At 60.0% G+C, this 26,412-nt stretch carries 30 protein-coding genes; 2 read left to right on the top strand and 28 right to left on the bottom strand.

The features are described from left to right. Positions 1–86: 86 nt before the first annotated feature. Entirely contained in the window at positions 87–950 is an 864-nt protein-coding gene (locus ACTNBY_RS03580; protein WP_255413671.1) for a Cof-type HAD-IIB family hydrolase, read from the top strand. A gap of 118 nt (positions 951–1,068) precedes the next feature. Here ACTNBY_RS03580 and ACTNBY_RS03575 read toward each other — a convergent pair whose 3' ends face one another. From ACTNBY_RS03575 to ACTNBY_RS03560, 4 genes are all read right to left on the bottom strand, one after another. Then, the gene (locus ACTNBY_RS03575; RefSeq protein ID WP_427794984.1) at positions 1,069–1,863 is read right to left on the bottom strand and encodes a Cof-type HAD-IIB family hydrolase; all 795 of its coding nucleotides are present in this window, start codon (positions 1,861–1,863) and stop codon (positions 1,069–1,071) included. 206 nt (positions 1,864–2,069) lie between these two features. Beyond that, on the bottom strand, positions 2,070–3,890 hold the full coding sequence (locus ACTNBY_RS03570; protein WP_441044634.1) for an adenine deaminase: 1,821 nt from the start codon (positions 3,888–3,890) through the stop codon (positions 2,070–2,072). 357 nt (positions 3,891–4,247) lie between these two features. After that, a complete protein-coding gene (gene tyrS, locus ACTNBY_RS03565) occupies positions 4,248–5,459 on the bottom strand; it encodes a tyrosine--tRNA ligase (protein ID WP_117769435.1) in 1,212 nt (403 codons plus the stop codon). 96 nt (positions 5,460–5,555) lie between these two features. Continuing rightward, on the bottom strand, positions 5,556–7,514 hold the full coding sequence (locus ACTNBY_RS03560; RefSeq protein ID WP_441063381.1) for a U32 family peptidase: 1,959 nt from the start codon (positions 7,512–7,514) through the stop codon (positions 5,556–5,558). A 160-nt stretch (positions 7,515–7,674) separates the two neighbouring features. Between ACTNBY_RS03560 and ACTNBY_RS03555 the strand changes: the two genes are divergently transcribed. Next, positions 7,675–9,849 carry a transglycosylase domain-containing protein gene (locus tag ACTNBY_RS03555; protein ID WP_441063379.1) on the top strand — a complete coding sequence of 725 codons (2,175 nt, stop codon included), beginning with the start codon at positions 7,675–7,677 and terminating at the stop codon, positions 9,847–9,849. A gap of 172 nt (positions 9,850–10,021) precedes the next feature. Here the strand turns inward: ACTNBY_RS03555 and ACTNBY_RS03550 are convergent, their stop codons facing one another. The 24 genes from ACTNBY_RS03550 to yqeB form a co-directional block, all read right to left on the bottom strand. Next, the gene (locus ACTNBY_RS03550) at positions 10,022–10,459 is read right to left on the bottom strand and encodes an arginine repressor (RefSeq protein WP_154516043.1); all 438 of its coding nucleotides are present in this window, start codon (positions 10,457–10,459) and stop codon (positions 10,022–10,024) included. A 132-nt stretch (positions 10,460–10,591) separates the two neighbouring features. Next, positions 10,592–11,641, bottom strand: a complete 1,050-nt coding sequence (locus ACTNBY_RS03545) for a glycosyltransferase (RefSeq protein ID WP_441063377.1) — start codon at positions 11,639–11,641, stop codon at positions 10,592–10,594. A gap of 146 nt (positions 11,642–11,787) precedes the next feature. After that, a complete protein-coding gene (gene truA / locus ACTNBY_RS03540; RefSeq protein WP_441063375.1) occupies positions 11,788–12,612 on the bottom strand; it encodes a tRNA pseudouridine(38-40) synthase TruA in 825 nt (274 codons plus the stop codon). 92 nt (positions 12,613–12,704) lie between these two features. Further along, complete coding sequence (gene rplQ / locus ACTNBY_RS03535) at positions 12,705–13,187, bottom strand: 50S ribosomal protein L17 (protein WP_271742473.1); 483 nt, start codon at positions 13,185–13,187, stop codon at positions 12,705–12,707. Between the two features lie 30 nt (positions 13,188–13,217). Continuing rightward, entirely contained in the window at positions 13,218–14,159 is a 942-nt protein-coding gene (locus tag ACTNBY_RS03530) for a DNA-directed RNA polymerase subunit alpha (protein WP_154516055.1), read from the bottom strand. 32 nt (positions 14,160–14,191) lie between these two features. Next, the gene (gene rpsD, locus ACTNBY_RS03525; RefSeq protein ID WP_006235275.1) at positions 14,192–14,788 is read right to left on the bottom strand and encodes a 30S ribosomal protein S4; all 597 of its coding nucleotides are present in this window, start codon (positions 14,786–14,788) and stop codon (positions 14,192–14,194) included. 19 nt (positions 14,789–14,807) lie between these two features. After that, on the bottom strand, positions 14,808–15,212 hold the full coding sequence (gene rpsK / locus ACTNBY_RS03520) for a 30S ribosomal protein S11 (protein ID WP_006235274.1): 405 nt from the start codon (positions 15,210–15,212) through the stop codon (positions 14,808–14,810). A gap of 14 nt (positions 15,213–15,226) precedes the next feature. Continuing rightward, the gene (gene rpsM, locus ACTNBY_RS03515; protein ID WP_154516058.1) at positions 15,227–15,601 is read right to left on the bottom strand and encodes a 30S ribosomal protein S13; all 375 of its coding nucleotides are present in this window, start codon (positions 15,599–15,601) and stop codon (positions 15,227–15,229) included. A 14-nt stretch (positions 15,602–15,615) separates the two neighbouring features. Then, positions 15,616–15,729, bottom strand: coding sequence for a 50S ribosomal protein L36 (gene rpmJ, locus ACTNBY_RS03510; RefSeq protein ID WP_006363204.1), 114 nt, complete (start codon positions 15,727–15,729; stop codon positions 15,616–15,618). Positions 15,730–15,879: 150 nt separating this feature from the next. Continuing rightward, positions 15,880–16,098 carry a translation initiation factor IF-1 gene (infA, locus tag ACTNBY_RS03505; protein ID WP_035137443.1) on the bottom strand — a complete coding sequence of 73 codons (219 nt, stop codon included), beginning with the start codon at positions 16,096–16,098 and terminating at the stop codon, positions 15,880–15,882. Positions 16,099–16,330: 232 nt separating this feature from the next. Continuing rightward, positions 16,331–17,119, bottom strand: coding sequence for a type I methionyl aminopeptidase (gene map / locus ACTNBY_RS03500; RefSeq protein ID WP_441063374.1), 789 nt, complete (start codon positions 17,117–17,119; stop codon positions 16,331–16,333). Next, complete coding sequence (locus tag ACTNBY_RS03495) at positions 17,116–17,742, bottom strand: adenylate kinase (protein ID WP_347486596.1); 627 nt, start codon at positions 17,740–17,742, stop codon at positions 17,116–17,118. The genes map and ACTNBY_RS03495 overlap by 4 nt, the downstream gene beginning before the upstream one ends. An 18-nt stretch (positions 17,743–17,760) precedes the next feature. Continuing rightward, positions 17,761–19,047 (bottom strand): preprotein translocase subunit SecY, encoded by a 1,287-nt coding sequence (gene secY / locus ACTNBY_RS03490; protein WP_370450586.1) that lies wholly within the window; start codon positions 19,045–19,047, stop codon positions 17,761–17,763. Then, positions 19,041–19,490, bottom strand: a complete 450-nt coding sequence (rplO, locus tag ACTNBY_RS03485; RefSeq protein WP_006235267.1) for a 50S ribosomal protein L15 — start codon at positions 19,488–19,490, stop codon at positions 19,041–19,043. Before rplO ends, secY begins: the two co-directional genes overlap by 7 nt. 3 nt (positions 19,491–19,493) lie before the next feature. Next, positions 19,494–19,676 (bottom strand): 50S ribosomal protein L30, encoded by a 183-nt coding sequence (gene rpmD, locus ACTNBY_RS03480; protein WP_154516067.1) that lies wholly within the window; start codon positions 19,674–19,676, stop codon positions 19,494–19,496. Positions 19,677–19,678: 2 nt separating this feature from the next. Then, entirely contained in the window at positions 19,679–20,203 is a 525-nt protein-coding gene (gene rpsE / locus ACTNBY_RS03475) for a 30S ribosomal protein S5 (RefSeq protein WP_154516070.1), read from the bottom strand. Positions 20,204–20,217: 14 nt separating this feature from the next. Next, positions 20,218–20,586, bottom strand: a complete 369-nt coding sequence (gene rplR / locus ACTNBY_RS03470; RefSeq protein ID WP_118270231.1) for a 50S ribosomal protein L18 — start codon at positions 20,584–20,586, stop codon at positions 20,218–20,220. Positions 20,587–20,661: 75 nt separating this feature from the next. Continuing rightward, entirely contained in the window at positions 20,662–21,198 is a 537-nt protein-coding gene (rplF, locus tag ACTNBY_RS03465) for a 50S ribosomal protein L6 (RefSeq protein WP_370450587.1), read from the bottom strand. Between the two features lie 33 nt (positions 21,199–21,231). After that, a complete protein-coding gene (gene rpsH, locus ACTNBY_RS03460; protein WP_006235262.1) occupies positions 21,232–21,630 on the bottom strand; it encodes a 30S ribosomal protein S8 in 399 nt (132 codons plus the stop codon). A 119-nt stretch (positions 21,631–21,749) separates the two neighbouring features. Beyond that, on the bottom strand, positions 21,750–21,935 hold the full coding sequence (locus ACTNBY_RS03455; RefSeq protein ID WP_022094280.1) for a type Z 30S ribosomal protein S14: 186 nt from the start codon (positions 21,933–21,935) through the stop codon (positions 21,750–21,752). 79 nt (positions 21,936–22,014) lie between these two features. Further along, positions 22,015–22,572, bottom strand: a complete 558-nt coding sequence (gene rplE / locus ACTNBY_RS03450) for a 50S ribosomal protein L5 (protein WP_154516073.1) — start codon at positions 22,570–22,572, stop codon at positions 22,015–22,017. Between the two features lie 307 nt (positions 22,573–22,879). After that, a complete protein-coding gene (locus ACTNBY_RS03445) occupies positions 22,880–24,193 on the bottom strand; it encodes a uracil-xanthine permease family protein (protein WP_441015023.1) in 1,314 nt (437 codons plus the stop codon). Positions 24,194–24,491: 298 nt separating this feature from the next. After that, a complete protein-coding gene (locus ACTNBY_RS03440) occupies positions 24,492–25,535 on the bottom strand; it encodes an XdhC family protein (protein ID WP_441063372.1) in 1,044 nt (347 codons plus the stop codon). 12 nt (positions 25,536–25,547) lie between these two features. Continuing rightward, entirely contained in the window at positions 25,548–26,339 is a 792-nt protein-coding gene (yqeB, locus tag ACTNBY_RS03435; protein ID WP_441063370.1) for a selenium-dependent molybdenum cofactor biosynthesis protein YqeB, read from the bottom strand. Between the last annotated feature and the right edge of the window lie 73 nt (positions 26,340–26,412).

The following is a 26,412-nucleotide window of genomic DNA, read 5'->3' as shown; positions in this document are numbered from 1 at the left end:
GCCAGCCCCAGCTCCCGGGTCGCCCGGTGAAGGCGAGGAAGAAGGGCGTGAAGGGAGCGAAGAGCGTTGCTGCCTAGGCTAGCCCCTTGTCACACAAACTACCGAAGCCTCTTGTTTTTTCCGATATGGATGGAACACTGTTGACGAGTGACAAGCAGATGAGCGACGCCACCTGGACGATGCTCGACGAGCTCGCACGTCGCGGCATTGAGTTTGTACCGTGCACGGGGCGTCCGCTGTCGGGCGTCTTTGAGGCCATCCTCGCCCATCCTGCCGTGCACTACGCAGTCTGCGCCAATGGCGCTAGCGTCTGGCAGCTCGACGAGGATGTGCCCACCGATGCCTCACGCGCCACGCGCATATTGAGCCGACCGCTCGACCGCGCCATCGCCCACCGCGTCCATAGCATTGCCGCCGGCCACGATGTGACCTTCGATATCTTCGCGGACGGGCGGTGCTTCCTCCCCCGCTCGCTCTACACGCGCCTGGACGAATTCTGCGGCGGAGATCCTCACATCGCGGCTTCGCTCAAGCGCACGCGAACGCCGATCGACATGGATATCGACAGCAAAATCGACGAGGTCGAGGTGCTCGAACGCATCGCCATGTACTGGCACGACTCAGCCGACCGCGATGCTATCGTGGCGGCGCTCGACACGCTCGAAGGCATTGAGGTCACGCGTTCGTACGCCATGAATATCGAGGTCATGGGCGGGGGTGCCACCAAGGGAACGGCATTGGCTTGGCTATGTGGGCATCTGGGCGAGCCTCTCGCCGACGCCTGGGCGTTCGGCGACAACATCAACGACATCCCCATGCTGCAGGCAGCGGGCCACGGTACGGCGATGATCAATGCCGAGCCCGAGGACCGCGAAGCCGCCGGCGCCATCACCGAATACGACAACGACCACGACGGCGTCGCCCGCGCCGTCATGGCCGCCCTCGCCTAGCAGCAGCAACCCGGCAGGGTAGCTAATTTGGGACGGGGCTTTTTTAGCTACCCTGGTCACAGTAGTCGTTGGGGGCACTCTTCGCGGGGCGCTGCAAGGACTGTCCCCATCTGCCGAATTAGGCGAGACTCTCCAGCACGCGACGGAGCTCCTGCTGGACGGCGTGGTCGCGGTTGCACCCCACCACGCGATCGGCGACTGCCTTGAGCGCGGGGCGCGCGTTTTCCATCGCGCAGCCCGTGCCGACAAAGCGAATGATCTCGTAGTCGTTCATCGAGTCGCCAAAAGCCATGACCTCGTCGCGTTCGACGCCATAGTGCTCCATGAGCTGTGCGATGCCCGAGGCCTTCGACACACCGGGCTGCATGGCATCGATCCACGCGTTGCCCGAAGGCGCAAAGGTAAAGAACTGGCCGAGCTCGCGCTGCAGTACGTAAGCGCTGTCCATAACGGCACCATCATCGCAAAAGATACTCGCCTTGATGATATTTACGCTGGGATCGGGCAGCTCCCAAATGCGCTCGGCATTGGGAAGGTCCTTATCCACCTCGCGCACGAACTTACTCTCGTCATCGAGCAAGAAGGACTTGGTTCGGTCAAAGAGCGCAAGATGCAGATTGGGAAACGTCGCGACGGCCTGGGCTAGCTTTCGAATCGCCAGGTGCGAATACACCTCACGGCCTACCATTTTGCCGTCGGCGTAGACCTGGGCACCGTTAGCTGCGACAAAGTCCATTTTGTCGCGAACGGGCGCAAAGAACTCGCACAGGCGATCGTAGCGGCGGCCTGACGATGCGGCAAAATGCACGCCATGCTCGCGTAGCGCCAAAATCAGTTCGTAGGTCTCGGGAGGCACCTGGCCGTTTTCGTCAAGCAACGTGCCGTCCATATCGGATGCAATCAGCTTAAACATAGAAAAGCTCCCTTCGGGCTTGCTGGAATCGAACGTGTATCCGATTCCAACGTACCCAAAGGGAGCTCAAATAAGACCCCGCAGTCATAAACGTTACATAGACCTGGCAAATAGCTCACGCGCGCCAGAGAGCCCACGGTCGCGGCGTCAGGCGACACGCCAAAGAGTGTCCCCAGCGACTAGTCGTTTAAGAACGTCCCCGATGACTAGTCGGCGTAGGTGAAGGTCGTGACGTCGAACATGCCCTCGGGGCGGATGCGGAGCGTCGGGATGACCGGCAGGGGCAGGAAGATGATGCCCATGATGGGGTCGAGCGGCGGCTCAATACCCATGGCGCGCGCCTTGACCATAAAGTCGTCGTGCTGCGCCGCGACATCCTCGGCCGTGCCCTCGCTCATCAGGCCACCGAGCGCCAGCGGAATGCGCGCCACGACCTCGCCGTTGCGCACCAGCACGTGACCGCCCTGGCCCACGGCCTCAACAGCAGCCATCATATCGGCGGCGTTGTCGCCCACCACGCACACGTTGTGCGAGTCGTGGCCGATTGTGGAGGCAATGGCGCCACCGGTGATGGTGAAACCGCGCACCCAGCCGCGACCGATATGCTTGCCGACCAGGCCCAGGCCAGCGGGGCCGTCGCCGTCGACGCCCTCGGCTTGCAGCGACACGCCGCGGCCATGGCGCTCAATCAGCATAATGCGGCGCAGGCCCTCGGCGCTCTCGGGGCGAGCCATACCCGTGATGGCCTTACCCGGCACCACGTCAATCACAGCCTCGCCCGGCTTAAAGGCATAGTCGAAAACGTCGAGCGAAAGCTTCGGCAGCTTAACAGAGGCGCGCAGCTCATCGGCAAGGGCTGCAACCTCAGCCATCTCGGGTGCGATCTCGCCCACAAAGGTGCCATCCTGCGCCACCAGAGCACCGGCGGCATATACGCGATGCGGGGCCGTGGCAAACGTCAGATCGTTGAGCACCAGCAGGTCGGCACGCTTGCCCGGAGCGATGGCGCCGCGGAGCTCATGCGGGTCACGACAGCCGTGGTCCAGGCCAAAGGCCTCGGCCGTGGAAAGGGACGCCATGGAGATGGCGACCACCGGGTCGATGCCGGCCTCGATAGCCACGCGGCAGGCATTGTCGATCATGCCGGTCGAAAGTGCATCGGAGGGAGCGCGGTCATCGGTCGCGAAGCAGCAGCGGCGGGCACGGGCGGGGTTTTCCAGCAGCATAGGCGACAGGTTGGCAAGATCATGGCTGCAGGTGCCCTCGCGCAGCATGACATACATGCCGCGGGATAGCTTGTCGAGCGCTTCCTCGGGAATCGTCGACTCGTGGTCGGCGATAATACCCGCCGCGGCATAGGCGTTGAGATCCTTGCCGGCAACAAGCGGAGCATGACCGTCAACCTGCTTGGACGGTGTCTGGTTGGCAGCATCGATGCGAGCGCAGGTCTCGGGGTCGGCCATAAAGACACCCGGCAGGTTCATCATTTCGCCCAGACCAAAGACGTCGCCCGGATGCTCGGCAAAAAACGCCTGCATATCGGCAGCAGTGATGACGGCACCGGCCTGCTCGTCGGGCAGTGCGGGCACGCACGAAGGCATCATGTACTTGATGGAGATGGGCGCGCGACAACCGTCCTCAATCATAAAGCGCAGGCCGTCTAGGCCGGAAACGTTAGCGATCTCGTGGCTGTCGGCAATAGCGGTGGTGGTGCCACGCGTCGCCGCCATGCGCGCATACTCGGCAGGGCGGATGTTCGAAGACTCGATATGCAAGTGTCCGTCAATAAAACCGGGTGCGAGATAGCGACCCTGACAGTCGATAACCTCAGCTGCCTCGTACGTGCCAGCAGCGTCATCTCGACCATCGTAGAGAACACCGACGATCACGCCGTCCTTGACGGCGACGCTACCGGGCGCCACGCGCTGACCGTACACATCGACGATCTGCGCGTTGGCAAACAGCGTGTCGACGGGCACGCGGCCCTCGGCGGCATCGATCACAGACCTCATGACCTCAACGGACATACATACTCCTTTAACCGTAGAAAAAAGCTGCGGAGCGGACAGACCTTCACCGCAGCAAGCCAATAGCCATTGTATGCCCAAACGATGGGCCAGCAATACGCCCCTCTGCTTAACGGCACGCACCACTTGGCGCAATGGGGACAGGCTGCTTTGCACCAAAAAGAAACGTCCCTAAGTGCCAACCAGGACAACGCCGTAGGTGGAGGACGGACAGCGAGCGGACTCCAGAGCGAACAAATTGGCATGAAAAGAGGACGGCATAGACCTTCTGGTCATGCCGTCCTCTTTGAATGACAAGTTGTCGCTCTGGAGCCCGCGCAGCGTCAAGCTGTTACGCGGTTTGGTAAAACCGCGTAACTAAATAAGCTTAAAGCCCTTGCGCTTGCCCACGGAGAGGGTGTCGCCCAGCTTGAGGGCACTGGGGTCGATGTTGTAGCTCTTGGGAGCCACGGCCTTGCCGTTGATCTTGACACCGCCGCCGTCAATGTCGCGGCGGGCCTGACCGGCGCTGGCCGAAAGACCCAGGTCCTTGAGCAGGCCGGCAAGGTAAATCTGGCCCTCGTCGTTTACGGTCAGCTCAACATGCTTCTCGGGGAAGTCGGCGAGCTGGCCCTCCTTGAACACGCGGTCGAACTCGGCCTGAGCCTCGTCGCCGGCACCGGCGCCGTGGTAGGTGTCGCACAGGTCGCGGCCCAGAGCGCGCTTGAGCTCATAGGGATCGGCAGAGCCATCGGCCAGGGCAGCGTCGATCTTGTCGACCTCGGCCGGGGTGAGCGAGCTCGCCAGGCGGTAGTACTTGCCGATCATCTCGTCGGGGATGGACATGGTCTTGCCGAACATATCCTTGGGCGCGTCGGTCAGACCGATGTAGTTGCCATAGGACTTGGACATCTTACGGACGCCATCGGTGCCCTCGAGCAGCGGCATGGTGAGCGCGATCTGCGGCTCCATGCCCATCTTCTCCATGAGCTCACGGCCGGCGAGCAGGTTGAAAAGCTGGTCGGTGCCGCCCATCTCCACGTCAGCCTTGATCATGACCGAATCGTATGCTTGCATCACGGGATACAGGAACTCGTGCAGGGCGATCGGCGTCTGGGACTGATAGCGCTTGGTAAAGTCATCGCGCTCAAGAATGCGGGCGACGGTGAACTTGGAGCACACCTGCAGCAGACCGGCCAGGTCCATCGACAAGATCCAGTCGCCGTTGTGCACGATGGTGGTCTTCTCGGGGTCCAAGATCTTCATGGCCTGGCTCACGTAAGTCTCGGCGTTGGCCTCGATCTGCTCCTGAGAAAGCTGCGGGCGGGTGGAGTTCTTGCCCGAAGGATCGCCAATCAGCGCGGTACCGTTGCCGATGATCAGGGTGACGTTATGGCCCAGGTCCTGGAACTGGCGCATCTTGCGCAGGGGCACGGCGTGGCCCAGGTGCAGGTCGGGGCTGGTGGGATCGACGCCGAGCTTGATGTTGAGGGGCTCACCCTTCTCAAGCTTCTTACGAAGGTCGGCCTCGGGGACGATCTTCGCGGCGCCCGAGGTGATGATACGCATTTGCTCGTCAACAGACAGCATTGGGTATCCTCCTTTTGCTATAGCACCCTCGCCGAAAACGGCGGTGCTGGAAGTCCATAAACTCTCATATGATAACAAACTGACGCGACGCAGCACCTACGACAGGAAAATCCTCGTCCTGCCGCATGCGTCGATGGCAACTGGCAGACGTGTACCGTCACGATCGACCAGATAGCGCGTCTGCCGGCGACGCAAGCAGTCGCAGCAACAAGCCTGTCCCGTCGCATCGGTGGCACAGACGCCCTCGGCGGTCAGCAGGCAGTGCTCGCACACCATAAGCTCGGGACGATCGGTATCGACGGGACCCAGGACGCCAGGACAGGCGGCAAGCTCGGCAACGCGTTTCGTATCGTGAGCGACAAGTTCGGCAGGCAAAAATACGCGCTGCGCCCCAAGCCCCCGCAACCAGGCGAGCGTTGCCCGGTTCGCACAGAACACCGGCGCTGCCACGTCAAAGACGACGCGCAGTTCGCGAGCTATCGCCACTTGTCCCAGATTACGACAGACGATGCGGCCGGCGCGCTGCATGAGCGACCGAGTGCGCTCGATATCGCCCACACGGCAGACCTCGTCGAGCACAACAGTCGCATCGGACAGGTCGAGCTCTTCGTTCGGGTCCTGGTCCATCAGCTGCCAGGCAAAGACCAAGCGAGCGGCGACAGACTCTGCAGGTTCTTCCGGCTGCGCGCCACCATCCATCAGAACGCCCGCAAACGGCAGCGTCTCGACAGCGCGTTTCGCAAGCACGGCCGCATCGGCCTCGGCCCGCATGCGCTCCAGTGCCGCCGCCGTTTGCTCAAGCACACCAGCGCTGCGAATCAGATACACTTCGCAGCCCGCGTCGACCTTGCGCTTGCAATGGACAACGATGCGCTCTCCCGCCGCGGCATCCACCGGGCAGGGAACTTGCGGCCAGCGTTTAGGTACATCGGGCCGAGCGTCGGCGCCCGGGTAAAACCTGATCTCGAGCGTATCGCCCGCCGCCACGGCGGCATCGAGCTCGACGGTCACTTCCTCGTGTCCCACGGTAACCAAACGGCCCACACGCACGCCCTGGTTGATCGCGCGTTCAAAACTCATAAGCTCCGCGCCCGAGCGGCCTCGCAGATACGCGTCGGTAAACCCGCGGTTAAACGACCTTCCCAGCTCACGTTCGAGCGCCCGCACGGCATCGGGATCCCACGCGCCATCACGCAGCATATCGAGCGCCCGGCGCCACGCCCGCACCACGTTGTAGACGTAGTCGGGGTTCTTCATACGCCCCTCGATCTTGAGCGACGCCACCCCGGCAGCAACAAGCTCGGGTAAATGAGCAATGCCCAGATAGTCACGCGGGCAGAGCAGACGATCGCCTTCGACGGCAACGACGCTCTCCCCAGCCTCATCCACCAAATCGTATGCCAGACGGCACGGCTGCGTGCAGTCGCCACGCATCGCCGACCGTCCGCGCCGCAGGGCCGAAAACTCGCACGCGCCCGAATAGCCAATGCATATGGCGCCATGGCAGAACACCTCGATGGGCACACCGGTAGCGCAGAGCGTCGCAATCTCTGCCACGGTCAGCTCGCGCGCCGTCGTCACGCGCTCGACCCCCAGCTCGTCAGCCGCCAAACGCACAGCCCCCTTGCTATGGACGCCCGCTTGGGTGGACAGATGAATCTCGACCCCCGGAATTGCCGCATGCAGCGCGCGGGCTAGGCCCGCATCTGCCACGATCAGTGCATCGGCGCCCAGCGCATGCGCATGTGCCCCCAGTGCCACAGCTTCGGACAGCTCGTCGTCGAACACGAATACGTTGAGCGTCACGTACACGCGCGCACCATGGGCGTGCGCCACGGCACACCCGCGCGCAAATTCGTCATCACTAAACCCGTGCGCACTCACGCGGGCGTTAAATCCGCTCAACCCGGCATAAATGGCATCGGCACCTGCCGCGATCGCGGCGAGCATCTGATTGAGCCCGCCAGCCGGAGCCAACAGCTCGGGCAGTGCCAGCCCCGATGTTGGCGTCCCATTCCCGCATTGTCTGCTAGGCTCCGTCGCCCAAATCGCCATCGGCAAACTCCTTACCAAGGTATGCAATCGCTCTGTTAATTGCCGTCAACCAGCATACACGAGGCTTCGCGCGGCTCGATTGGTTTATCGTGTAATAACTTATGTCCATCCTGCCCGACGCATACCCGCCGCCTGGCACGACATACTTGGAGGTCAACATATGGGTCCTCGCCAACGACAGGGACACGGTCGCTCTAAGACGCACGCTCTGCCCGTCATCCTGCTTTCGCTTTTGGGCTTTTTGCTCATCGCGGGCGTAGCATTTGGCATCGGCATGATCGGCAACGTCAACCGCTGGCTGTCCGACCTGCCCGACTACACCGACGCCAACGCCTATCTGGTCAGCGAGCCCACCGAGATTGTTGACTGCAACGGCAACAAGATTGCCAGCTTCTATACCCAAAACCGCAAGTCCATCACCAAGGACCAGGTCTCCCCGTACGTCCTGCAGGGCACGATCGACGTCGAGGACGAGCGTTTCTACGAGCACGGCGGCATCGACCTCTTGGGCATCGCGCGTGCCTCGGTGGCAACCCTTGCCGGCGGCCACGAAGGAGCCTCGACCATCACCCAGCAGGTGGTGCGCAACACCATCCTGCAGGAGGAGCAGTTCGACTTGACCATCGAGCGTAAGGTGCGCGAGGCCTATATCGCCATCAAGATGGAGGATATGTACTCCAAAGACGAGATCCTCATGATGTACCTCAACACCATTTACTATGGCCACGGCGCCTATGGCATCGAGGCCGCCGCCGAGACCTACCTCTCCAAGAGTGCTTCCGACCTCACCCTGAGCGAGGCCGCGCTGCTCATCGGTCTGCCCAACTCGCCTTCACAGTACGACCCCACGGTCAATCCCGACCTGGCGCTTTCCCGCCGCAATAAGGTGCTCGACAACATGCTGCGCCTGGGCCACATCACGCAGGAAGAGCACGATGCCGCGCAGGCTGAGCCCATCACCCTCAACGTGACCGAGATCTCGGGCAGCGGTGTCGACGTATACTCACAGCCCTACTTTGTCTCCTATGTCAAGCAGCTGCTCGAGCAGGAGTTCTCCACCGACGTGCTCTTTAAGGGTGGCCTGACTGTTAAGACCACCATCGACCCCACCATGCAGCAGGTGGCCGAGGAGGCTGTGCGCTCACAGCTCGACACGCTTTCGCTCGATGGCCTGGACATGGGCATGGTTGTCGTTGACCCCAAGACCGGCTACATCAAGTGCATGGTGGGCGGCTACGACTACAACGCCGACGAGAATCACGTGAACCACGCTACGGCAAAGCGCCCCGTGGGCTCCACGTTTAAGGCCTTTACGCTGGCAACTGCCATCCAAAACGGCATGAACCCCAACGTTATTCTCAACTGCAACTCGCCACTCAAGGCCAAGGGCACCACGACCGAGGTGCAAAACTATGACAAACAGAGCTATGGCAACATCACGCTTAAGCAGGCAACGGCATACTCATCCAACACCGGCTACATTCAGGTGGCCGAAGCCATCGGAAATGACAAGATCATGTCGCTCGTCAAAAAGCTCGGCATCGATCCCGCCAAGGACAATATCGAGGACGTTCCCGTCATGACGCTCGGCACCGGGTCCATCTCACCGCTCGAGATGGCATCGGCCTACGCCGCTTTTGCCAACGGCGGCTATTATCGCCAGCCGATCGCCATCACCGAGATCGACTCGCGTACCGGCTCGGTTCTGTACCAGCACACCGACAATCCCACGCGGGTGCTCACCGAAGGCGAGGCTGCCGCGGTTACCGACGTTCTATCCGGCGTCATGCAGGGCAGCGGCACGGGTGCCGCCGGCGCGCTGAGCGTCAACCAGCCCTATGCCGGCAAAACGGGCACCACTGACAACACCACCAACCTGTGGTTCTGCGGCTACACGCCGCAACTGGCATGCGCCCTGTGGACCGGTTATTCCGCAGGCGAGATTCCCATCCAAAAGTACGGTTCGGACCTGCTGGGCGACAGCACCAACCTGCCCGTCTTTAAGAAGTTCATGAACACCGTTCTTGCGGGCGCCGAGCGCGAGGAGTTCCCGACCGGAACGGCTCCCACGTACAAGAACAATAACGTCTGGAAGTTCTACGGCACAAACAACAAGAAGAAGGAAGAGGACGAGGATAAGGACGAAGACGAGGAAGAAGAGACGGAGACCACCGGCGGGAGCGGCAACGAGGGCGGTAACACCGGCGGCGAAGGCGATGGCGGCAGTACCACCCCTACTCCCGACCCCAGCCCCGATCCCAGCCCCAGCCCCGACCCTGGCCCGACCCCCGATCCCAGCCCTAGCCCGACCCCCGATCCCTCCACAGGTCAGTAGATAGCAAAGCGCCCGAGCAGCTCAAATGCTCGGGCGCTTTTTGCTGGGACATACATGGCATATCGCGCGCAATCGAGATGCCACGACAGGAGCGTCACAAAAAGGGCGTCGGCTCAAAACCGACGCCCCTGTATTTCCACCGTCTTAGCTGGCGTTGTTTACGCGCGTAAAGCTATTTACGCGCGGCACTGAGCTTGTTAATCAGCGCTTCGAGACGTTCGCCATCCTCGGCAGTCTGAGCGATAACCAAAATCGTGTCATTGCCGGCAAGCGATCCGAGCACATCGGGCAGCTCGGCCGCATCGACAGCCGCGGCAATGCCCGAGGCGGTGCCGGGCTGAGCCTTAATCATAACCAGGTTGTCGGTGCGCAACACACCGGTAACCAGCTCGGAGACCATGCGCTGCAGGTGCAGGTCCTCAGCCAGAACATAGATGCCCTCGGGCAGTTTGCGCAGCCCCATATCGGCGATGTCACGCGAAACCGTCGCCTGCGTGCAATCAAAGCCCATGGCGCGGAGTTCGTCCACCAGCACGCGCTGCGTACGCACGTCTTTATTGCGCACGATATCTCTGATGGCATCCTGGCGCCCGTTGCGTTTTTTAGCCATATAAAACCTCACTCCATAGATGGCGAAGACAATCTATCAGTGATTGAATAGTTTAGCGCTATTTGAGGCTATTTGTGAATAAGAACGCATTTCGAAACAATTCTATGCAAATTATTTTCGAATATGACACAGCTAGGCTATCCTTGCGCCCGTTCTGTTCAAAAAAGCAGCCAGATGCGCATACATAACGCAGCGCATAGGCTTAACGTTGGCAATCGGCCCAAACAAAAGTCCAAGGCCTCGGCGCTCTCCCTTAAGGGCCACCGCCATCTGGCGGGTCCGCACGTCGTTGAGCATATCACGCAATCGTGCCGTGCGCTCAATTGAAGACACCCCATGGGGGCTCAGGCACAAATTCTCGATACAAGCAACCAAGCGGCCATAGTAAAACCGTTGGCAGGCCAGCTTTAGATGGTTATCGTCATCTATTGCGTCGAATGGCACGCAAAGCTCTTCAAGCGCCTTGGCGTCATCGGAAAGTCGCGAGAACATGGTGGGGTCGAATGAATCCGCAACCGATGGCGCGGCCGTATGGAAACAAGCTTCGGCGCACCCCAATACGCGTTCCGCATGCGAAAGGGCAGGCGCCAAAAAGGCGATCGCACGATACGACTCGGCATGCTGCAGACACAACTCAAACAGGGAGCGTTCATACATCACGCCGGAATGTTGACAAACCAGACCGCTCTCGACCAGCTTGGCCAGGCCTAAAGCCCGGTCTCCATCGTCGGCAAGGGCAATGGATTGCGCGTCCAACATACGAGAATGGCGTTCCCGATGCGTATCGTAGCGATCGAGCGACACCGAGGGAAATACGATATCTGCCGAGGTCTCACAAGCGACATCGAGCATTGCCAAAAACGCGTGCGGCGCAAACCACTCGTCGGCGCTCATTGCGATAATGTGGGCCCCGCGCGAAGCGGCAAAACCCTCGCGAAGGCAAGCTCCGCTCGACGGATCGTCAACGTCTATCAAATCGATGTGAATATCTCTGCCCGCGGCAACATCGAGCGAATGACGAACGCCCGGCGCAGCGTTGCGACATGCAACGACAATCTGCATATCGTAGAGGTCTTGGTTTTGGACGCTTTCGAGTGCACGCATCGCGTAGCTGGGCGAACCCTCCACAACAAGGATCACCGAAAGTCGCGGAAGCGAGCCACGTCGAAGCAAGTTATCCATCCTCTCGACAGCAATAATCAACTGCCGTTCATGGTACACCCCGGCAATAAACGCAATGAGTCGCCTGATGCGCTGCACGCCAAGAACAGATGTTGCACACGGCTCGCCCACACGAGCAGCATACTTAGATGGCTCTCGCTTCTCCTCTATTCGAGCGCGACGAGCTCGGTGGGGTCATAATCTACGCCCATAAAGGTAAGGCCGCACGCCGGCGCCGTGGGACCCGCAGCAGTACGATCGCAAGCGTCAATCACCTCGCGCATCCACTCGGGATCGCGGCGATGCATGCCGATCTCGACGAGCGTTCCCACGATGGTGCGCACCATCGAATGCAAAAACGCATTGCCCTCGATGGTAAACGTGAGGATATCCTCGCCAAAGGCGACCTCGTGGCCAAACTCGGCACGCATCACGCAACGATGCGTTGGCTTGCCCACGGCAGAAGCGACCTTACAAAAGCTCTTAAAGTCCTGTTCGCCCAAAAGCGCTGGGCAGGCGGCTGCCATCGCATCCACGTCCAAAGGATAACGATGCCACCATACTGCGCCACGCGATAGCACCGGACGCGCATCGCGATCGGCAATGCGGTAGGTATAGGTCCGAGAACGTGCGTCAAAACGCGCAGAAAAGCCCTTACGGGCCTTGTAGACCTCATTAACGGCGATATCTTTGGGCAGCAGCGCATCCATAGCTCGCAGCCACCTGCGGCGCGTTAAAGCGAGCTCAGCATCCGCAACGGGCACGCTGATGTATTGGGCCACCGCATGCACCCCTGCATCGGTGCGCCCGGCACACGTCAAATCGACTGAGCGGCGCAAGAGCGTCTCTATGGCAAGACGCAGCTCTCCGGCAACCGTCGTCTGCCCCGGCTGCTCGGCAAATCCGCTATAGGACGAGCCGTCATAGGCAACACGAAACACCAACGTGGCATCGAGCTCTGGAGTCAAATTGAAATCAGACGGCGCGGTCATGGGCGCTCCCAACAAACAAACAACGATATCGCGACAAAAAAAGAGGGGTACGCGAACATACCCCTCGAATATAGCCTATGCAGACGAATTGTCTACTCAGCGGTCTCCTCAGCAGGAGCCTCCTCGGCAGCGGTCTCCTCGACAGCCTCGACCTTCTTGGGAGCAGCGGCCTTCTTGGGGGCCGGAGCAGCCTTCTTGGCCTTGGGCGTGCAAGGCTCGGTGACGAGCTCCATGATAACGATGGGAGCGTTGTCGCCCTTACGGTTACCGAGCTTCATGATGCGGGTGTAACCGCCGTTGCGATCCTGCCACATGCCCTGAGCAGCCTTGTCGAAGATCTCGGCAACGAGCTGCTTATCGCCGAGCTTGGCGATAGCCAGGCGACGAGAGTGCAGGTCGCCCTTCTTGGCCCAGGTGATGATCGGCTCGACAACCGAACGCAGCGCCTTAGCGCGGGTCTCGGTGGTCTTGATGCGGTCGTTCTCGAAGAGGGCCTTGGCCAGGCTCTTCTTCATGGCCTTGGTGTGGCTCGCATCGGTGCCGAGCTTCAGGCCCTTCTTAACGTTGTGACGCATGGTCTAGTTTCTCCTCAAATATGCGAAGCATTAAGCCTTCAGGCTCAGGCCCATGGACTCAAGCTTGTCCTTCACTTCCTCGATCGACTTAACACCGAAGTTGCGGATGTTCAGAAGATCGTTCTCCGAGAACTCAACGAGCTGACGGACCGAGTGAATGCTGGCACGCTTAAGGCAGTTGTAGGAACGGACAGAAAGGTCCAGATCCTCGATCTGCTTGTCCAGCTCGGCGTTGTCGTTGGTGACCTCGGGAGCGAAGATCGAAACCTCCTCCTCGACCTCGGGGGTCTCGGCAAGGTTCATAAAGGCAGCCATATGCTGGTTGATGATATTGGCGGCCTGGACCACGGCGTCGCGCGGGGCGATGGAGCCGTTGGTCTCGATCTCGAGGACAAGGCGGTCGTAGTCGGTGTGCTGACCGACACGGCAAGCCTCAACGAGCTTGGCGCAACGGGATACCGGCGAGTACAGCGAGTCGACGTGGATCACACCGATGGGATCGTTGTCGCGCTTGTTGGCCTCGCCAGAGACATAGCCGCGGCCATAGCCGATGCGCATGCTCATGGTGAGATGGCCACCCTCAGTGAGCGTAGCGATGTGCTGCTCGGGGTTGACCAACTCAAACTCGGACGGAATAAAGAAGTCCGCACCGGTGACCTCGCAGGGGCCGTCAACCGAGATGGTGGCGGTCGCCTCGTCGGTCGTGCCGAGAGCCCTGAAGACAAGACCCTTGACATTCAGGACGATGTCAGTGACATCCTCGACCATGTTAGGGATGGTCATGAACTCGTGCTGCGCACCATCGATCTGAATAGCCTCGACGGCGGCACCCTCGAGCGAGGACAGAAGAACGCGACGCAGGGAGTTGCCCAGCGTATCACCGTAACCGCGCTCGAGCGGCTCGACGGAGACACGAGCAGACGTCTCGTTGATCTCTTCGACCTGAACCTGAGGCCTAATGAATTCTGACATGTATTACCTCCAGCCTCAGCAGCCCGGATGGACTACTTAGAGTAGAGCTCGACGATGAGCTGCTCGTTGATATCACCGCTGATCTGCTCACGCGTCGGCAGAGCGAGCACGTTACCAGACAGCTTCTCGATATCGACCTCAAGCCAGCCAGGGACCTCAAAGCGCTCGGAGGAAATCAGAGCCTCCTTGATGGGGAGGAGGTCACGGAACTTCTCGCCAACAGCGACGACGTCGCCGGCCTTGACGCGGTAGGACGGGATGTCCACGCGCTTGCCGTTCACGGTGAAGTGACCGTGGCGGACGGACTGACGAGCCTCTTTACGGGTGCGAGCGAAGCCAAGACGGAAAACAACGTTGTCGAGGCGAGACTCAAGGATGATCATGAGGTTCTCACCGGTGACGCCGTTCATCTTACGGGCCTTGTTGAAGTAGCCGTGGAACTGCTTCTCCAGAACGCCATAGATGAACTTGACCTTCTGCTTCTCGCGCAGCTGCATGCCGTACTCAGATTCCTTGCGACGGCGCTTGGGCTGACGGATAGATTCCTTCTTGCTGCTGTAACCGAGCTCAGCGGGATCGATCCCGAGCTGACGGCAGCGCTTAAGAACAGGAGTCCTGTCGATTGCCATATTGATACGATCCTTTCAGTTACACGCGGCGACGCTTCTTGGGGCGGCAGCCGTTGTGCGGGATGGGGGTCTTGTCCTGAATGCTCGAGACCTCGAGGCCAGCAGCCTGGAGGGAGCGGATGGCGGTCTCACGACCGGAGCCGGGGCCCTTGACGAAGACGGAAACCTTCTTCATACCGTGCTCCATGGCCTGCTTGGCAGCAGCCTCGGCAGCCATCTGGGCAGCGAACGGCGTGGACTTACGGGAGCCCTTGAAGCCCACCTGGCCAGCCGACTTCCAGGAAATGACGTTGCCCTGGGGATCGGTGATCGAAACGATCGTGTTATTGAACGTAGAACGGATGTGAGCCTGGCCCACGGAAATGTTCTTACGGTCCGCGCGCTTCAGACGGGCAGCGCGAACGTTCTTCTTAGCAGTAGCCATCTATCTAGCGCTCCTTATTTCTTCTTCTTAGCACCGATCTGACGCTTCGGGCCCTTGCGGGTACGAGCGTTAGTGTGGGTGCGCTGGCCGCGGACCGGGAGGCCCTTGCGGTGACGAAGGCCGCGGTTGCAGCCGATGTCCATAAGGCGCTTGACGTTCTGGTTGCGCTCACGGCGGAGGTCGCCCTCAACCATGATCTGGTTCTTGTCGATATACTCGCGGATGGCGTTAACCTCATCCTCGGTGAGGTCCTTAACGCGCGTATCCACGTTAACGTTGCACTCGACGCAGATTTTCGTCGCAGTGGTGCGGCCGATGCCGTAAATGTAGGTCAGACCGATCTCAACGCGCTTCTCACGCGGGAGGTCGACACCATTAATACGGGCCAACGTAGTCTCCTCTCTTAACCCTGACGCTGCTTATGACGGGGGTTCTCGCAAATGACGAGGACCTTGCCATGGCGCCTAATGATTTTGCACTTATCGCACATCTTCTTGACCGAAGGACGTACCTTCATCGTTCTTCCTTTCGGTAGCGCTCAAACTACTTCCCTACTATCTACTCGCCCAGCCGCAGGCGTTTAAAACTATGGCTGGTCTTCACACACAATCCGACCGTAGGTTGAGCTAAGCCTGCAGTCGGAAATAGAGTGCGTGTATGCGTGCCGCTATTTGTAGCGATAGGTGATGCGGCCGCGGGTCAGGTCGTACGGGGAAAGCTCCACGACAACCCTGTCACCGGGGAGAATACGGATGTAATTCATTCGAATCTTGCCAGAAATGTTGCACAGAACCGAATGACCGTTCTCGAGCTCGACCTTAAACATGGCATTAGGCAACGGTTCCTTTACCGTACCCTCGAGCTCAATTGCGTCTTCCTTCTTCACAAGCAATCATCTTTCTCTAGAAAACGACAGCGATTGAGTATTCTACAACACGTATACACGCATCGTAATAACTTCGTAATGGCTCCACAACTACGTGGAACTTGTTACATTTGAAATGTAAAACAAAGCCGTTCCCTGATGCCCAAGATCGCCTTGAAATGAGAAGGCATAGACCTTGGGGTCATGCCTTCGAAATTGAAAGGCGAGGTTGGGCATCAGGGGGCGGCAACTTTTACATTTCTCCGCCTTGGAGCGAACACCAGGATCCTTGCGCATCGGTGGTGAGAATCACCGGACCGTCATTGGTGATGGCGACGGTGTTCTCGTAGTGCGCGGCGGGCAGGTGGTCGTTGGTGGTGACGATCCAACCGTCGGAGCCCGTGCTCACATGGTTGGAACCCATCGTTACCATCGGCTCGATGGCAATGACCATACCGGCCTGGAGGCGAACGCCCCTCCCCTTCTTTCCATAGTTAGGAACATTGGGGTCCTCGTGCATCGCGCGGCCAATGCCATGGCCCACATAGTCACGAAGCACGCCATAACCGTGAGACTCGGCGAGAGACTGGACGGCATGGCCAACATCCCCGATATGGTTACCGGGAACAGCCTGCTCAATGGCAGCCTTAAGGCAATCGCGCGTAACCTCGCACAGGGCCTTGGCCTCGGGCGTAGGGGTGCCGACGAAAAACGTCCATGCGTTATCGCCAACCCAACCGTCGACAACGGCTCCCGTATCGATAGAGATGATATCGCCATCGCGCAGGATCATATCGGGGTTGGGAATACCGTGGACCACGGCATCGTTGATCGATGCGCAAATGGTCCCCGGGAACCCGCCGTAACCCTTAAAGGCCGGGGTGCCGCCATGCATGCGGATAATCTGCTCCGCGAGCTGATCGAGCTCAAAAGTCGAAACGCCGGGGCGCACCATGGCTCCAACGTGGCGGAGCGCCATCTTAGATAGCGCTCCTGCCTTCTTCATCTGCTCGATTTGCGTTGCAGACTTAATCTTAATCATAGACCGAGGGCCTCTTTGACATCCCCGTATACGGTCTCGCGAGCCTGGTCACCGTTGACCGACTTGAGCAGACCCTGGCCACGATAGTAATCGACAAGCGGGCTCGTGGACTTCTCGTAGACGTCGAGACGGTTCTTGATGGTCTCGGGCTTATCGTCGTCGCGCTGATACATCTCGCCGCCGCATTTGGGGCAAGTAACATCGGCAGCAGTGCCGGTGTAACCGCAGGCGCGGCAGGTGCGACGCGAAGACAGACGATCGATGATGACCTCGGGGGCCACGTCGACCAGAAGGGCGCAGTCGATCTCGCGACCCATGGCGGAGAGCTCGGAATCGAGCGTCACAGCCTGGGCGGTGTTGCGCGGGAAGCCGTCGAGGATGAAGCCCTGCTGGGCGTCATCGGCGGCAAGGCGCTCCTTGACAAGGTCGATCACGAGCTGGTCGGGAACGAGCTCGCCAGCGTCCATGTACTTCTTAGCCTGAATACCAAGCTCGGTGCCACCCTTGACGGCAGCACGCAGCAGGTCGCCCGTGGAGATGTGGGCGACGCCAAACTCGGCGACGAGCTCCTGTGCAACGGTGCCCTTACCGGCACCCGGAGCTCCGAGCAATACCAGGTTCATGAGCAATCCTCCTCTAGCCTATTTAAAGAATCCATCGTAATCATACATCTTGATCTGGCCTTCGAGCTTGTCGACCGTGTCGAGCACGACGCCGACCATGATGAGGATGGACGTGCCGCCAAATGCCTGGATCAGCTGATTGCCCGTGAAGGAGAAGATGATCGAAGGCACGATGGCGATGAGCGCCAAAAAGACAGCGCTGGGAAGCGTAATCTTGTTGAGCGCGTTCTTGATGTAGGCCGCGGTAGCCCTACCCGGACGAACGCCCGGAATGAAGCCGCCCTGCTTCTTAAGGTTGTCGGCCGTGTCATCGGGATTGAACACCATGGAGGTGTAGAAGTACGCGAAGAACACGATGAGGACAACGTTAAGCACCCAGTTGAGCCAACCGGTCGAAAGCGCAGAGGCAACTGCCTGAATCCAGCCGATGCCGGGGAAGAACACGGCAACCTGAGCCGGGAAGTACAGCAGCGCCGAAGCGAAGATGATCGGCACGACACCCGCGGTGTTGACCTTGATGGGCAGGTAGGTGGTCTGGCCACCCATCATGCGACGGCCCACGACGCGCTTAGCGTAGGAGACCGGAATGCGGCGCTGGCCGCGCTCAAGGAAAACGATCAGCGGGATAACCAGCAGGATGATGGCGCAGATGATCACCATAGTGATGATGCCACCGCCATTGCCCTCGGTGCTGGAGAAGATCGCCTGCGGCAGACCGGCCATGATGTTCGCAAAGATGATCAGCGACATGCCATTGCCGATACCGCGCTGGGTAATGAGCTCACCAATCCACATGATCAGCATGGCGCCCGCGGTGAGCGTGCCGACGATCATGAGGTCGAAGATGATCTCGGGAGCGGCGGCGCCATTAAAGCTGATGCCGAAGCTCTTAAAGAGGAAGAGGTAACCCACGGAGTTGAGGATTGCCAGAGCCAGGGTGAGGTAACGCGAATACTGCGTAATCTTGGTCTGACCGACCTCGCCCTCGCGGGCAAGCTCATGCAGGGAAGGCACAACGGCCTGGAGCATCTGGAGGATGATCGAGCTGGTGATGTAAGGCATGATGCCCAGCGAAAACACCGACACATAGCTCAACGCGCCGCCAGAGAAAAGATTCAGGAGGGCCATAGCACCTGCGGCGACCGAATTGTTATCGGTCGAGAAAAGGCCCAGCATCCCCTGGAAGGGAATGCCGGGCACAGGAACGTGCGCACCAATGCGGTACACGACGAGCATAGCTATGGTAAAAAGAATCTTTTCGCGCAGTTCTTTGATGCGGAAAGCATTCTTAAGACCATTTAGCACGGCAGCTCGACCTTTCCGCCGGCGGCCTCGATCTTGGCCTGCGCAGAAGCGCTGACCTTGTCGACCTTGACCGTGAACTTCTTGGTAAGCTCACCATTGCCGAGCACCTTGACGGGCTCGAACTCGCTCTTGGTGATGCGAGCGGCCTTAAGAGCGGCACCGTCGATCACAGCGCCATCCTCGAACTTACGCTCGAGACGCTCAACGTTAACAGCGGTGTACTCGATACGACGGGGGTTGCGGAAGCCCGGAAGCTTGGGCAGGCGCATAGCCAGCGGAGTCTGGCCACCCTCGAAGCCGGCACCCTTGGTGCCGCCAGAGCGAGAGCCCTGGCCCTTCTGGCCGCGGCCAGAAGTGGTGCCGTGACCCGAAGAATTGCCACGGCCAACGCGCTTGCGGTTCTTGGTGGAACCGGGCGCGGGAGTAAGATCGTGAAGCTGCATTTGCTACTCCTCTACAATCTCGACAAGGTGCTTGACCTTGAAGATCATGCCGCGGACGGACTCGTTGTCAGTAATCTCGCGAACCTCGCGGATCCTGTGGAGACCGAGGGCACGGACAGTACGGACCTGGTCCTGCTTGCAACCGTTGGTGCTGCGGACCTGCTTGATCTTGATGGTGTCAGCCATGCTTAGTTCTCCTTACCGACGAACATCTCGGAGACCGTCAGGCCACGGCGAGCCGCGACGTCCTCAGGGCTGGAGAGCTCCTTGAGGCCCTCGACGGCAGCCTTGATGATGTTGAGGCCGTTGTCGGTACCGAGGGACTTGGACAGGACGTTCTTGATGCCAGCAAGCTCAAAGAGGGGACGCACAGCGCCGCCGGCGATAACGCCGGTACCCTCGACAGCGGGCTTGATGATGATGCGGCCGGCACCAAAGTGGCCGATAACCTCGTGCGGAATGGTGCCCTCTTCGGTCACCGGCACGTGGAACATGTTCTTCTTGGCATCGAGAGACGCCTTGGAGATGGCCATGGGCACCTCAGCGGACTTGCCCATGCCAACGCCGACGTTGCCCTTGCCATCGCCAACGACGACGAGAGCGACGAGGCTCATGCGACGACCGCCCTTGACGGTCTTCGACACGCGGTTGATGTAAACGACGCGCTCCTCGAACTCGGAGGCCTCGCGCTGCTGCTTCTGATTACGAGCCATGTGCTACATACCTCCTAGAACTCGAGACCGGCGGCACGAGCACCGTCGGCGAGGGCCTTGACGCGGCCATGGTAGATACGGCCACCGCGATCGAAGGCGACCTTGGTGATGCCGGCCTCGATGGCACGCTTGCCAACGAGCTGACCGACCTTCTCCGCAGCCTCCTTGTTCGAGGTGTGGGTGCCCTTGAACTCGGCCTCGAGGGTCGAGGCAGAGACGAGCGTCAGGCTGGAGCCCTTGCTGTCGTCGATGATCTGGGCATAGATGTTGGCGTTGGTACGGGTCACGCGAAGACGCGGACGCTCGGCGGTACCCGAGATCTTGCCGCGAACACGACGCTGACGACGCTTGAGGCCTTCCAGCTTCGCCTTATGCTTGTTCATACGTAAACTCCTAAAAAGGTTGATCTTGCCAGCACCTAACGGGGTGCTGGTCTTATGCGAGTGAGTCGGTTACGACTACTTGGCGGCCTTACCCAGCTTGCGGCGGATGTGCTCGCCAACGTAGTGGATACCCTTGCCCTTGTAAGGCTCGGGAGGACGATGGCCGCGGATCTCAGCGGCGATCTGACCGACCTGCTGCTTGTTGATACCCTTGACGTTCACGTGGGTGTTGTCGGGAACCTCGAAGGTGATACCCTCGGGAGCCTCGACGATCACGGGGTGCGAGAAGCCCAGGGAGAACTCGAGGTTCTTGCCCTTCTGCTGCACGCGGTAACCGACGCCGGCGAGCTCGAGCTTCTTCTCGAAGCCCTCGGAAACGCCAACAACCATGTTGTGGATGAGGGCGCGGGTGAGGCCGTGGCGGGCACGGGTCTCACGCTCGTCGTCGGGACGGGAAACGGTGAGGACGTTGTCCTCGATGTTGATAGCGAGCTTCTCATAGACATCGAGCTCGAGCTGGCCCTTGGGGCCCTTGACGACAACGTTGTTGCCGTTGACTGCCACTTCGACTCCGGCGGGAATCTGGACAGGCTTATTACCGATACGAGACACGGTGATCTCCTTTCCTTCTACCTACCGAGCGAATTACCAGACGTAAGCGATGATCTCGCCGCCGACGTTGTGCTTGCGAGCATCGCGGTCGGTCATGACGCCATGGCTGGTGGAAATAATGGCGGTACCAAGGCCACCGCGGACGCGGGGCATGTCGGCAACGCCGGTGTACTTACGCAGGCCCGGCTTGGAAATGCGGCGGATGCCGTTGATGACCTTAGCCTTCTTGGGACCATACTTAAGCGTGATGTGCAGAGTCTTCTGGGGAACGGTGTCCTCGACATCGTAGCCCTCGATGTAGCCCTCCTCGTGCAGAACACGAGCGATCTCGACGAGCTTCTTGCTGCTCGGCATGGAGACCGTGGCCTTGTTCACAGAGTTAGCGTTACGAATGCGCGTAAGCATATCTGCGATCGGGTCTGTAAGGTTCATACAGATTCTCCTTCGTTCTTGATGAACACGTGCTCTTGGTTCTTCGCCGCCCTTAACGGCAAAGCCTAACTAGCACGTTTTCCCTGTTCCAAACGGATGCTTGAAACGCTGGTAGTGACTTACCAGCTGGCCTTCTTAACGCCGGGAAGCTCGCCCTTGAGTGCAAGCTCGCGGAAGCAGACACGGCACAGGCCGAACTTGCGGTACACAGAGTGCGGACGGCCGCAGCGCTGGCAGCGCGTGTACTCACGAGTAGAGAACTTCTGCTTGCGATTGCACTTGACGATCATCGATGTCTTAGCCACTTATATCCTCCTCACATAGAGTATTGTTCGCCCCAAGCGCCGCCCCCTTGTGGGAACGGCGCTTATAGGGCAGGTGAACCTATTTCTTGAACGGGAAACCAAAGGCGTCCAGAAGGGCCTTGGCCTCCTCATCGGTGTTGGCGGTGGTCACGAAAGTGATGTCCATACCACGCTGGTGATCGACGGAGTCAAAGTCGATCTCGGGGAAGATGAGCTGCTCGGTGACGCCCATGGAGAAGTTACCACGGCCGTCGAAGCTCTTGGCGGAGATGCCGCGGAAGTCGCGGATACGGGGGATAGCGACGGAGGTCAGACGATCGAAGAACTCCCACATACGGTCGCCACGCAGGGTAACCTTGCAGCCGATCGGCATACCAGCGCGCAGGCGGAAGGTAGCGATGGACTTGCGGGCACGGGTGATCATCGGCTGCTGGCCGGTGATGGCGCGCAGGTCGCGCACGGCACCGTCGATGGCCTTGGAATCGGTAGCGGCCTCGCCGACACCCATGTTCACGACGATCTTCTCAAACTTGGGGATCATCATGACGTTCTCGTACTGGAACTTGTCCTGAAGCTGCTGCTTGACCTCGTTGTTGTACTTGGCCTTCAGACGCGGCACATACTTCTCTTCTGCCATTGTTCACTCCTTCTTGGGGTTTTAAGCACGGGGCGTGGCCACGGTGGGTTGTCCTCGTGCCTCCTGACTGCATCCGCGCCGCTCATGGCATTTCGCGGTTTGGACTCGACGCAGCAGGAGCCGACAAAACAATCGGTACTATACGCGCATTGGGTGCGTATTTCCAGAAAAACATCGTCTGCCTGCACAACTCCACAACTCCCTCGCACAAATGGGTCCCAAAAAGCCGTTGCAGTGAAATAGGGACTGTTTGACAGCTTAACCGGCTTAAACAATCCGTATTTCACCGCAACTCATATATGGGGCGTTATTTTTGGCGAGGCAGGACCAGGTTGAGGACGACGGCGACAAGTGCGGCGACGGCAATGGAGGATCCGCCAAAGACGGTGTCGACCCATGCGGGGAATCCAGCGCCGGCAAGCGCGCCGGCCGTGCGCTCAATACCCGTGCCAAAGGCGATAGAGAGACCCATGAGCGTGGTATCGCGCTGAGACAGGCCGTGGCGGGAAAACATGACCACACCGTTCATGCCGATGGTTGCGAACACGCCGATCGTGGCGCCGCCGATCACCGGTTGCGGAATGGACGTGAGCACTGCCGCGCACTTGGGCAGCAGGCCCGCGACGAGCAGAATGGCGGCTGCGAGCGTAAAGACCATACGGTTGACGACCTTGTTCTCGGCGATGATGCCCACATTCTGGCCAAAGGTTGCCGTGGGGACGCCGCCCAAAAAGCCCGAGAGCATACCGACGAGACCATTGGCGATCAATCCGCCCGAGATCTGACTATCGGTCGCGGGGGTATCGAGCGCAGCAGAGGACACGGCGGCAAACTCTCCCATAACCTGCACGGCGTTCACGATGGCCACAACGCCCACCACGGCGCACGCCGCTGGATCGAACACCAGACGATGGGCGCCAAACGCCGGTGGGGCAAACCAACTTGCAGTCGCGACAGCCGATAAGTCGACCATGCCCAACACCGCCGCAACGACAAAACCTGCGCAGATACCGGCCAGGATGCTGCCCAGCTTGAGCGCGCCCTTGCCGTAGTTACCGACCATAAAGGTGACGACAAACGTCACGAGCGCGACGGTCCAGTTGGTGACGCTGCCAAAATCGGCCGCGCCCTCCCCGCCTGCCATGGACGCCACGGCAACCGGGCACAGCGACAGGCCAATGACAAAGATGACGGTACCGAGCACCGGAGCTGGGAACAGAAAGCTCACGCGCTTAAACAAAAGACCGAAGAGCACGACGAGCGCGCCGCCGATAACTTGAGCGCCCAGCACGGCCTCGAAACCAAGCTCAAGACCGACCGCTTTAAGTGCCGGCACGAAGGTAAAGCTCGCGCCCATCACGATGGGCAGGCCCGAACCGACGATGCCTTTTATGGGGAACTGTTGAAGGAAAATATCAAGCGCCGAGAGGACCAGCGACGCCTGAATGACGGCGGCTTCCTCTTGAGGGGTAAAGCCGCAGACCGACGCGATGATGATAGCGGGCGTAACGATACCCGCGAATGCCGCCAGCACATGCTGCAGTGCATGGGGCAATACCTGCACAAACGAAACTTTTCCCGTACGCTCGAACAGGGCGTCCCCTGCCACCGACTCTGCCATTTACGCCTCCCATACCCTAGGCAGCGGCCCTATGCCGCCCAACGGGCGGACATTATAGGGCATATGGCACAGGTAGCATTTTGACCCGCATGCGGCAGAGGGCTGGGGTAGCTAATTTGGGACGGGGCTCTTTTAGCTACCCAACAGTGAGCGAACGCCTCGAGATGATTTTTCTGGGACGGGGATTAAAAAATCATTGCGTACCTAATGATTTTTTAATCCCCGTCCCAGAAAAATCATCGAGCAGGCAGGGTAGCTAAAAGAGCCCCGTCCCAAATTAGCTACCTCTGGGATGCGACTAGCGCTTGCGGGGGACGAGCTTGGTGCGACGCAGATGGATCATCTCGGCGGCGATGGAGATGGCGATCTCTTCGGGATCCTCGGCCTGAATGGCAACGCCGATCGGCAGGTGCAGCTCGTCGATCTGGTCCTGCGTAAAGCCCTCCTGCTCCAAGCGAGCCCGCACAAAGGCCGTCTTGCGGCGCGAACCCAGGCAACCCAAATAGGCGGGCTTGGCGCGCATGGCCTGAATCACCACATCGATATCGGACTTGTGGCCCGCCGTGGCGACGACCACCAGATCGCGCGGACCGATGGGGCATTGCTCGTCCAGGTTCTTGTAGTCGACCAGACGACGGTCGTAGACGCCGGGCACCCATTCGGGCGTCAGCGTGCCGGGGCGGTCATCGCACGCCACAACGGCAAAGCCCGCCGCCGTGAGCACGCGCGCCGTCGCGGCGCCCACGTGACCGCAGCCAAAGATGTAGGTCAGGCCCTCGGGGCAAAGCGTCTCGATGTGCGCCGGGGGAATCTCGGAGGCGGCGTTGGTGTAGGTGACCTTACTCCCCTCTTCCGTCAGCGAAAGCCCGGGGCAACCCACAATGGTGCGGCGCGACTCCTCGCCATGGTATTCGGCAGCGTCGCTTTCGAGCGCGCTTGCGATAAACGGTTCAAAGTCGATGACGAAGTCGCCGATGCGTCGATACGCCAAGACGTCGGCAACCGACTGGAACAACGGCGCCTGCGATGCATCCAGGTGCAGATAGCACAGGCAGATGGCTCCGCCGCAGATCATGCCGGTATCGGAGTTCTCGCCGCCCATGGTGTAGCGGACCAGACGCGATTGCCCTGCGGCCAACAGCTCGCGCGCCTCGTCCAGCGCAAGGAGCTCAATCTTACCGCCACCGATGGTGCCCGCTTGGCTGCCATCGGCAAAGACGGCCATCCAGGCGCCCACGCCGCGCGGCGATGACCCTGCCGTGCCGGCAACTACCACCAGCTCGCACGTCTTACCGGCCTTCAGAGCGCCAAGCGCAGCATTCACCACATCGAGCTTTTCCATCGTCGCTTCCTATCACCTAAAAACGTCGGTGAACATGGCGAGCGCCTCGAGTACGCCGCCGCCGACCGACGTCGCCTTGTCCGAAATATAGTTGATATAGCTGGCATCGCCGCGTGGATCGACATCGGCACATTTAAAGCCCTCAGTGACTTGAACGCCGTTCGCCAAAAGCCCGCGCAAGCAGCCGTCAATCTGCGTGACCATGGGCGCATCGCCCGCATACCCAATCGCATCACCGGCACTCACGATGTCGCCAATCACATGGTCGGACCTAAACACGCCGGCGGCGGGGCTGTGGATAACGCGCTCCTTGCCATAGCCGGCGATGACACCCGGCACGCCCGTATTGGGCTGGGGCGAGCCCTGGGTGATGACGCGGCCGAGAAAATGACCGCGCATGGTCTCGACCACGGCATCGCAATCGAGCGGCGCGGTAAAGCCCGGTCCTACGGCAATGACGACAGGCGCCATATCGCGCGTGGTGCCCAAATTGCGCTTGGCCAGGATCGCGTCGACCACGGCAGCGGGCTTAAGTTCGTCGAGCATCTTGGCCTGGGGATCCACCACGACGGCAACATCTCCGGCCTGGGTAATTGCAAGCGCCTCTGCCGGCGTCTGCGCCAAGCGGGCGCGAATGCCCTCGACCTGAACCTCGCCCAGGCGAATGGCCTCGCAAAAACTGATTGTGCGGCGGATACACGTGGGAACCGCGATATCGGCCATAACGACCGACACGCCGGCGCGCACCAAACGGGCGGCGACGCCCGTGGCGATATCGCCGGCGCCGCGAACATAAACGAGCATTTCCGGGGCACCTCCCTGTGCTACGGTTTGAGCAGAGCAAAAGCGGTTCGACCGCTACTCTGATGATTATTTA

This window comes from Collinsella sp. HCP28S3_E12, assembly GCF_052065595.1.
Taxonomy (GTDB): Bacteria; Actinomycetota; Coriobacteriia; order Coriobacteriales; family Coriobacteriaceae; genus Collinsella.
Note: the sequence above shows the minus strand (reverse complement) of the source record. Positions and strands in the feature narration are given on the sequence as shown.

Coding starts and splice junctions, on each gene's coding strand:
- ACTNBY_RS03575 (WP_427794984.1), bottom strand. CDS start 1,863: ATGTTTAAGCTGATTGCATCCGATATGGACGGCACGTTGCTTGACGAA.
- ACTNBY_RS03570 (WP_441044634.1), bottom strand. CDS start 3,890: ATGTCCGTTGAGGTCATGAGGTCTGTGATCGATGCCGCCGAGGGCCGC.
- tyrS (WP_117769435.1), bottom strand. CDS start 5,459: ATGCTGTCTGTTGACGAGCAAATGCGTATCATCACCTCGGGCGCCGCG.
- ACTNBY_RS03560 (WP_441063381.1), bottom strand. CDS start 7,514: ATGGCGATTTGGGCGACGGAGCCTAGCAGACAATGCGGGAATGGGACG.
- ACTNBY_RS03555 (WP_441063379.1), top strand. CDS start 7,675: ATGGGTCCTCGCCAACGACAGGGACACGGTCGCTCTAAGACGCACGCT.
- ACTNBY_RS03550 (WP_154516043.1), bottom strand. CDS start 10,459: ATGGCTAAAAAACGCAACGGGCGCCAGGATGCCATCAGAGATATCGTG.
- ACTNBY_RS03545 (WP_441063377.1), bottom strand. CDS start 11,641: ATGGATAACTTGCTTCGACGTGGCTCGCTTCCGCGACTTTCGGTGATC.
- truA (WP_441063375.1), bottom strand. CDS start 12,612: ATGACCGCGCCGTCTGATTTCAATTTGACTCCAGAGCTCGATGCCACG.
- rplQ (WP_271742473.1), bottom strand. CDS start 13,187: ATGCGTCACAACGTTAAGAAGGGCCTGAAGCTCGGCACCGATGCGAGC.
- ACTNBY_RS03530 (WP_154516055.1), bottom strand. CDS start 14,159: ATGTCAGAATTCATTAGGCCTCAGGTTCAGGTCGAAGAGATCAACGAG.
- rpsD (WP_006235275.1), bottom strand. CDS start 14,788: ATGGCAATCGACAGGACTCCTGTTCTTAAGCGCTGCCGTCAGCTCGGG.
- rpsK (WP_006235274.1), bottom strand. CDS start 15,212: ATGGCTACTGCTAAGAAGAACGTTCGCGCTGCCCGTCTGAAGCGCGCG.
- rpmJ (WP_006363204.1), bottom strand. CDS start 15,729: ATGAAGGTACGTCCTTCGGTCAAGAAGATGTGCGATAAGTGCAAAATC.
- map (WP_441063374.1), bottom strand. CDS start 17,119: ATGATTAAGATTAAGTCTGCAACGCAAATCGAGCAGATGAAGAAGGCA.
- ACTNBY_RS03495 (WP_347486596.1), bottom strand. CDS start 17,742: ATGAACCTGGTATTGCTCGGAGCTCCGGGTGCCGGTAAGGGCACCGTT.
- rplO (WP_006235267.1), bottom strand. CDS start 19,490: ATGCAGCTTCACGATCTTACTCCCGCGCCCGGTTCCACCAAGAACCGC.
- rpmD (WP_154516067.1), bottom strand. CDS start 19,676: ATGGCTGACACCATCAAGATCAAGCAGGTCCGCAGCACCAACGGTTGC.
- rpsE (WP_154516070.1), bottom strand. CDS start 20,203: ATGGCTCGTAATCAGAAGCAGCAGCGCGAGGCCTCCGAGTTCGAGGAG.
- rplR (WP_118270231.1), bottom strand. CDS start 20,586: ATGAACAAGCATAAGGCGAAGCTGGAAGGCCTCAAGCGTCGTCAGCGT.
- rpsH (WP_006235262.1), bottom strand. CDS start 21,630: ATGAACCTTACAGACCCGATCGCAGATATGCTTACGCGCATTCGTAAC.
- rplE (WP_154516073.1), bottom strand. CDS start 22,572: ATGGCAGAAGAGAAGTATGTGCCGCGTCTGAAGGCCAAGTACAACAAC.
- ACTNBY_RS03445 (WP_441015023.1), bottom strand. CDS start 24,193: ATGGCAGAGTCGGTGGCAGGGGACGCCCTGTTCGAGCGTACGGGAAAA.
- ACTNBY_RS03440 (WP_441063372.1), bottom strand. CDS start 25,535: ATGGAAAAGCTCGATGTGGTGAATGCTGCGCTTGGCGCTCTGAAGGCC.
- yqeB (WP_441063370.1), bottom strand. CDS start 26,339: ATGCTCGTTTATGTTCGCGGCGCCGGCGATATCGCCACGGGCGTCGCC.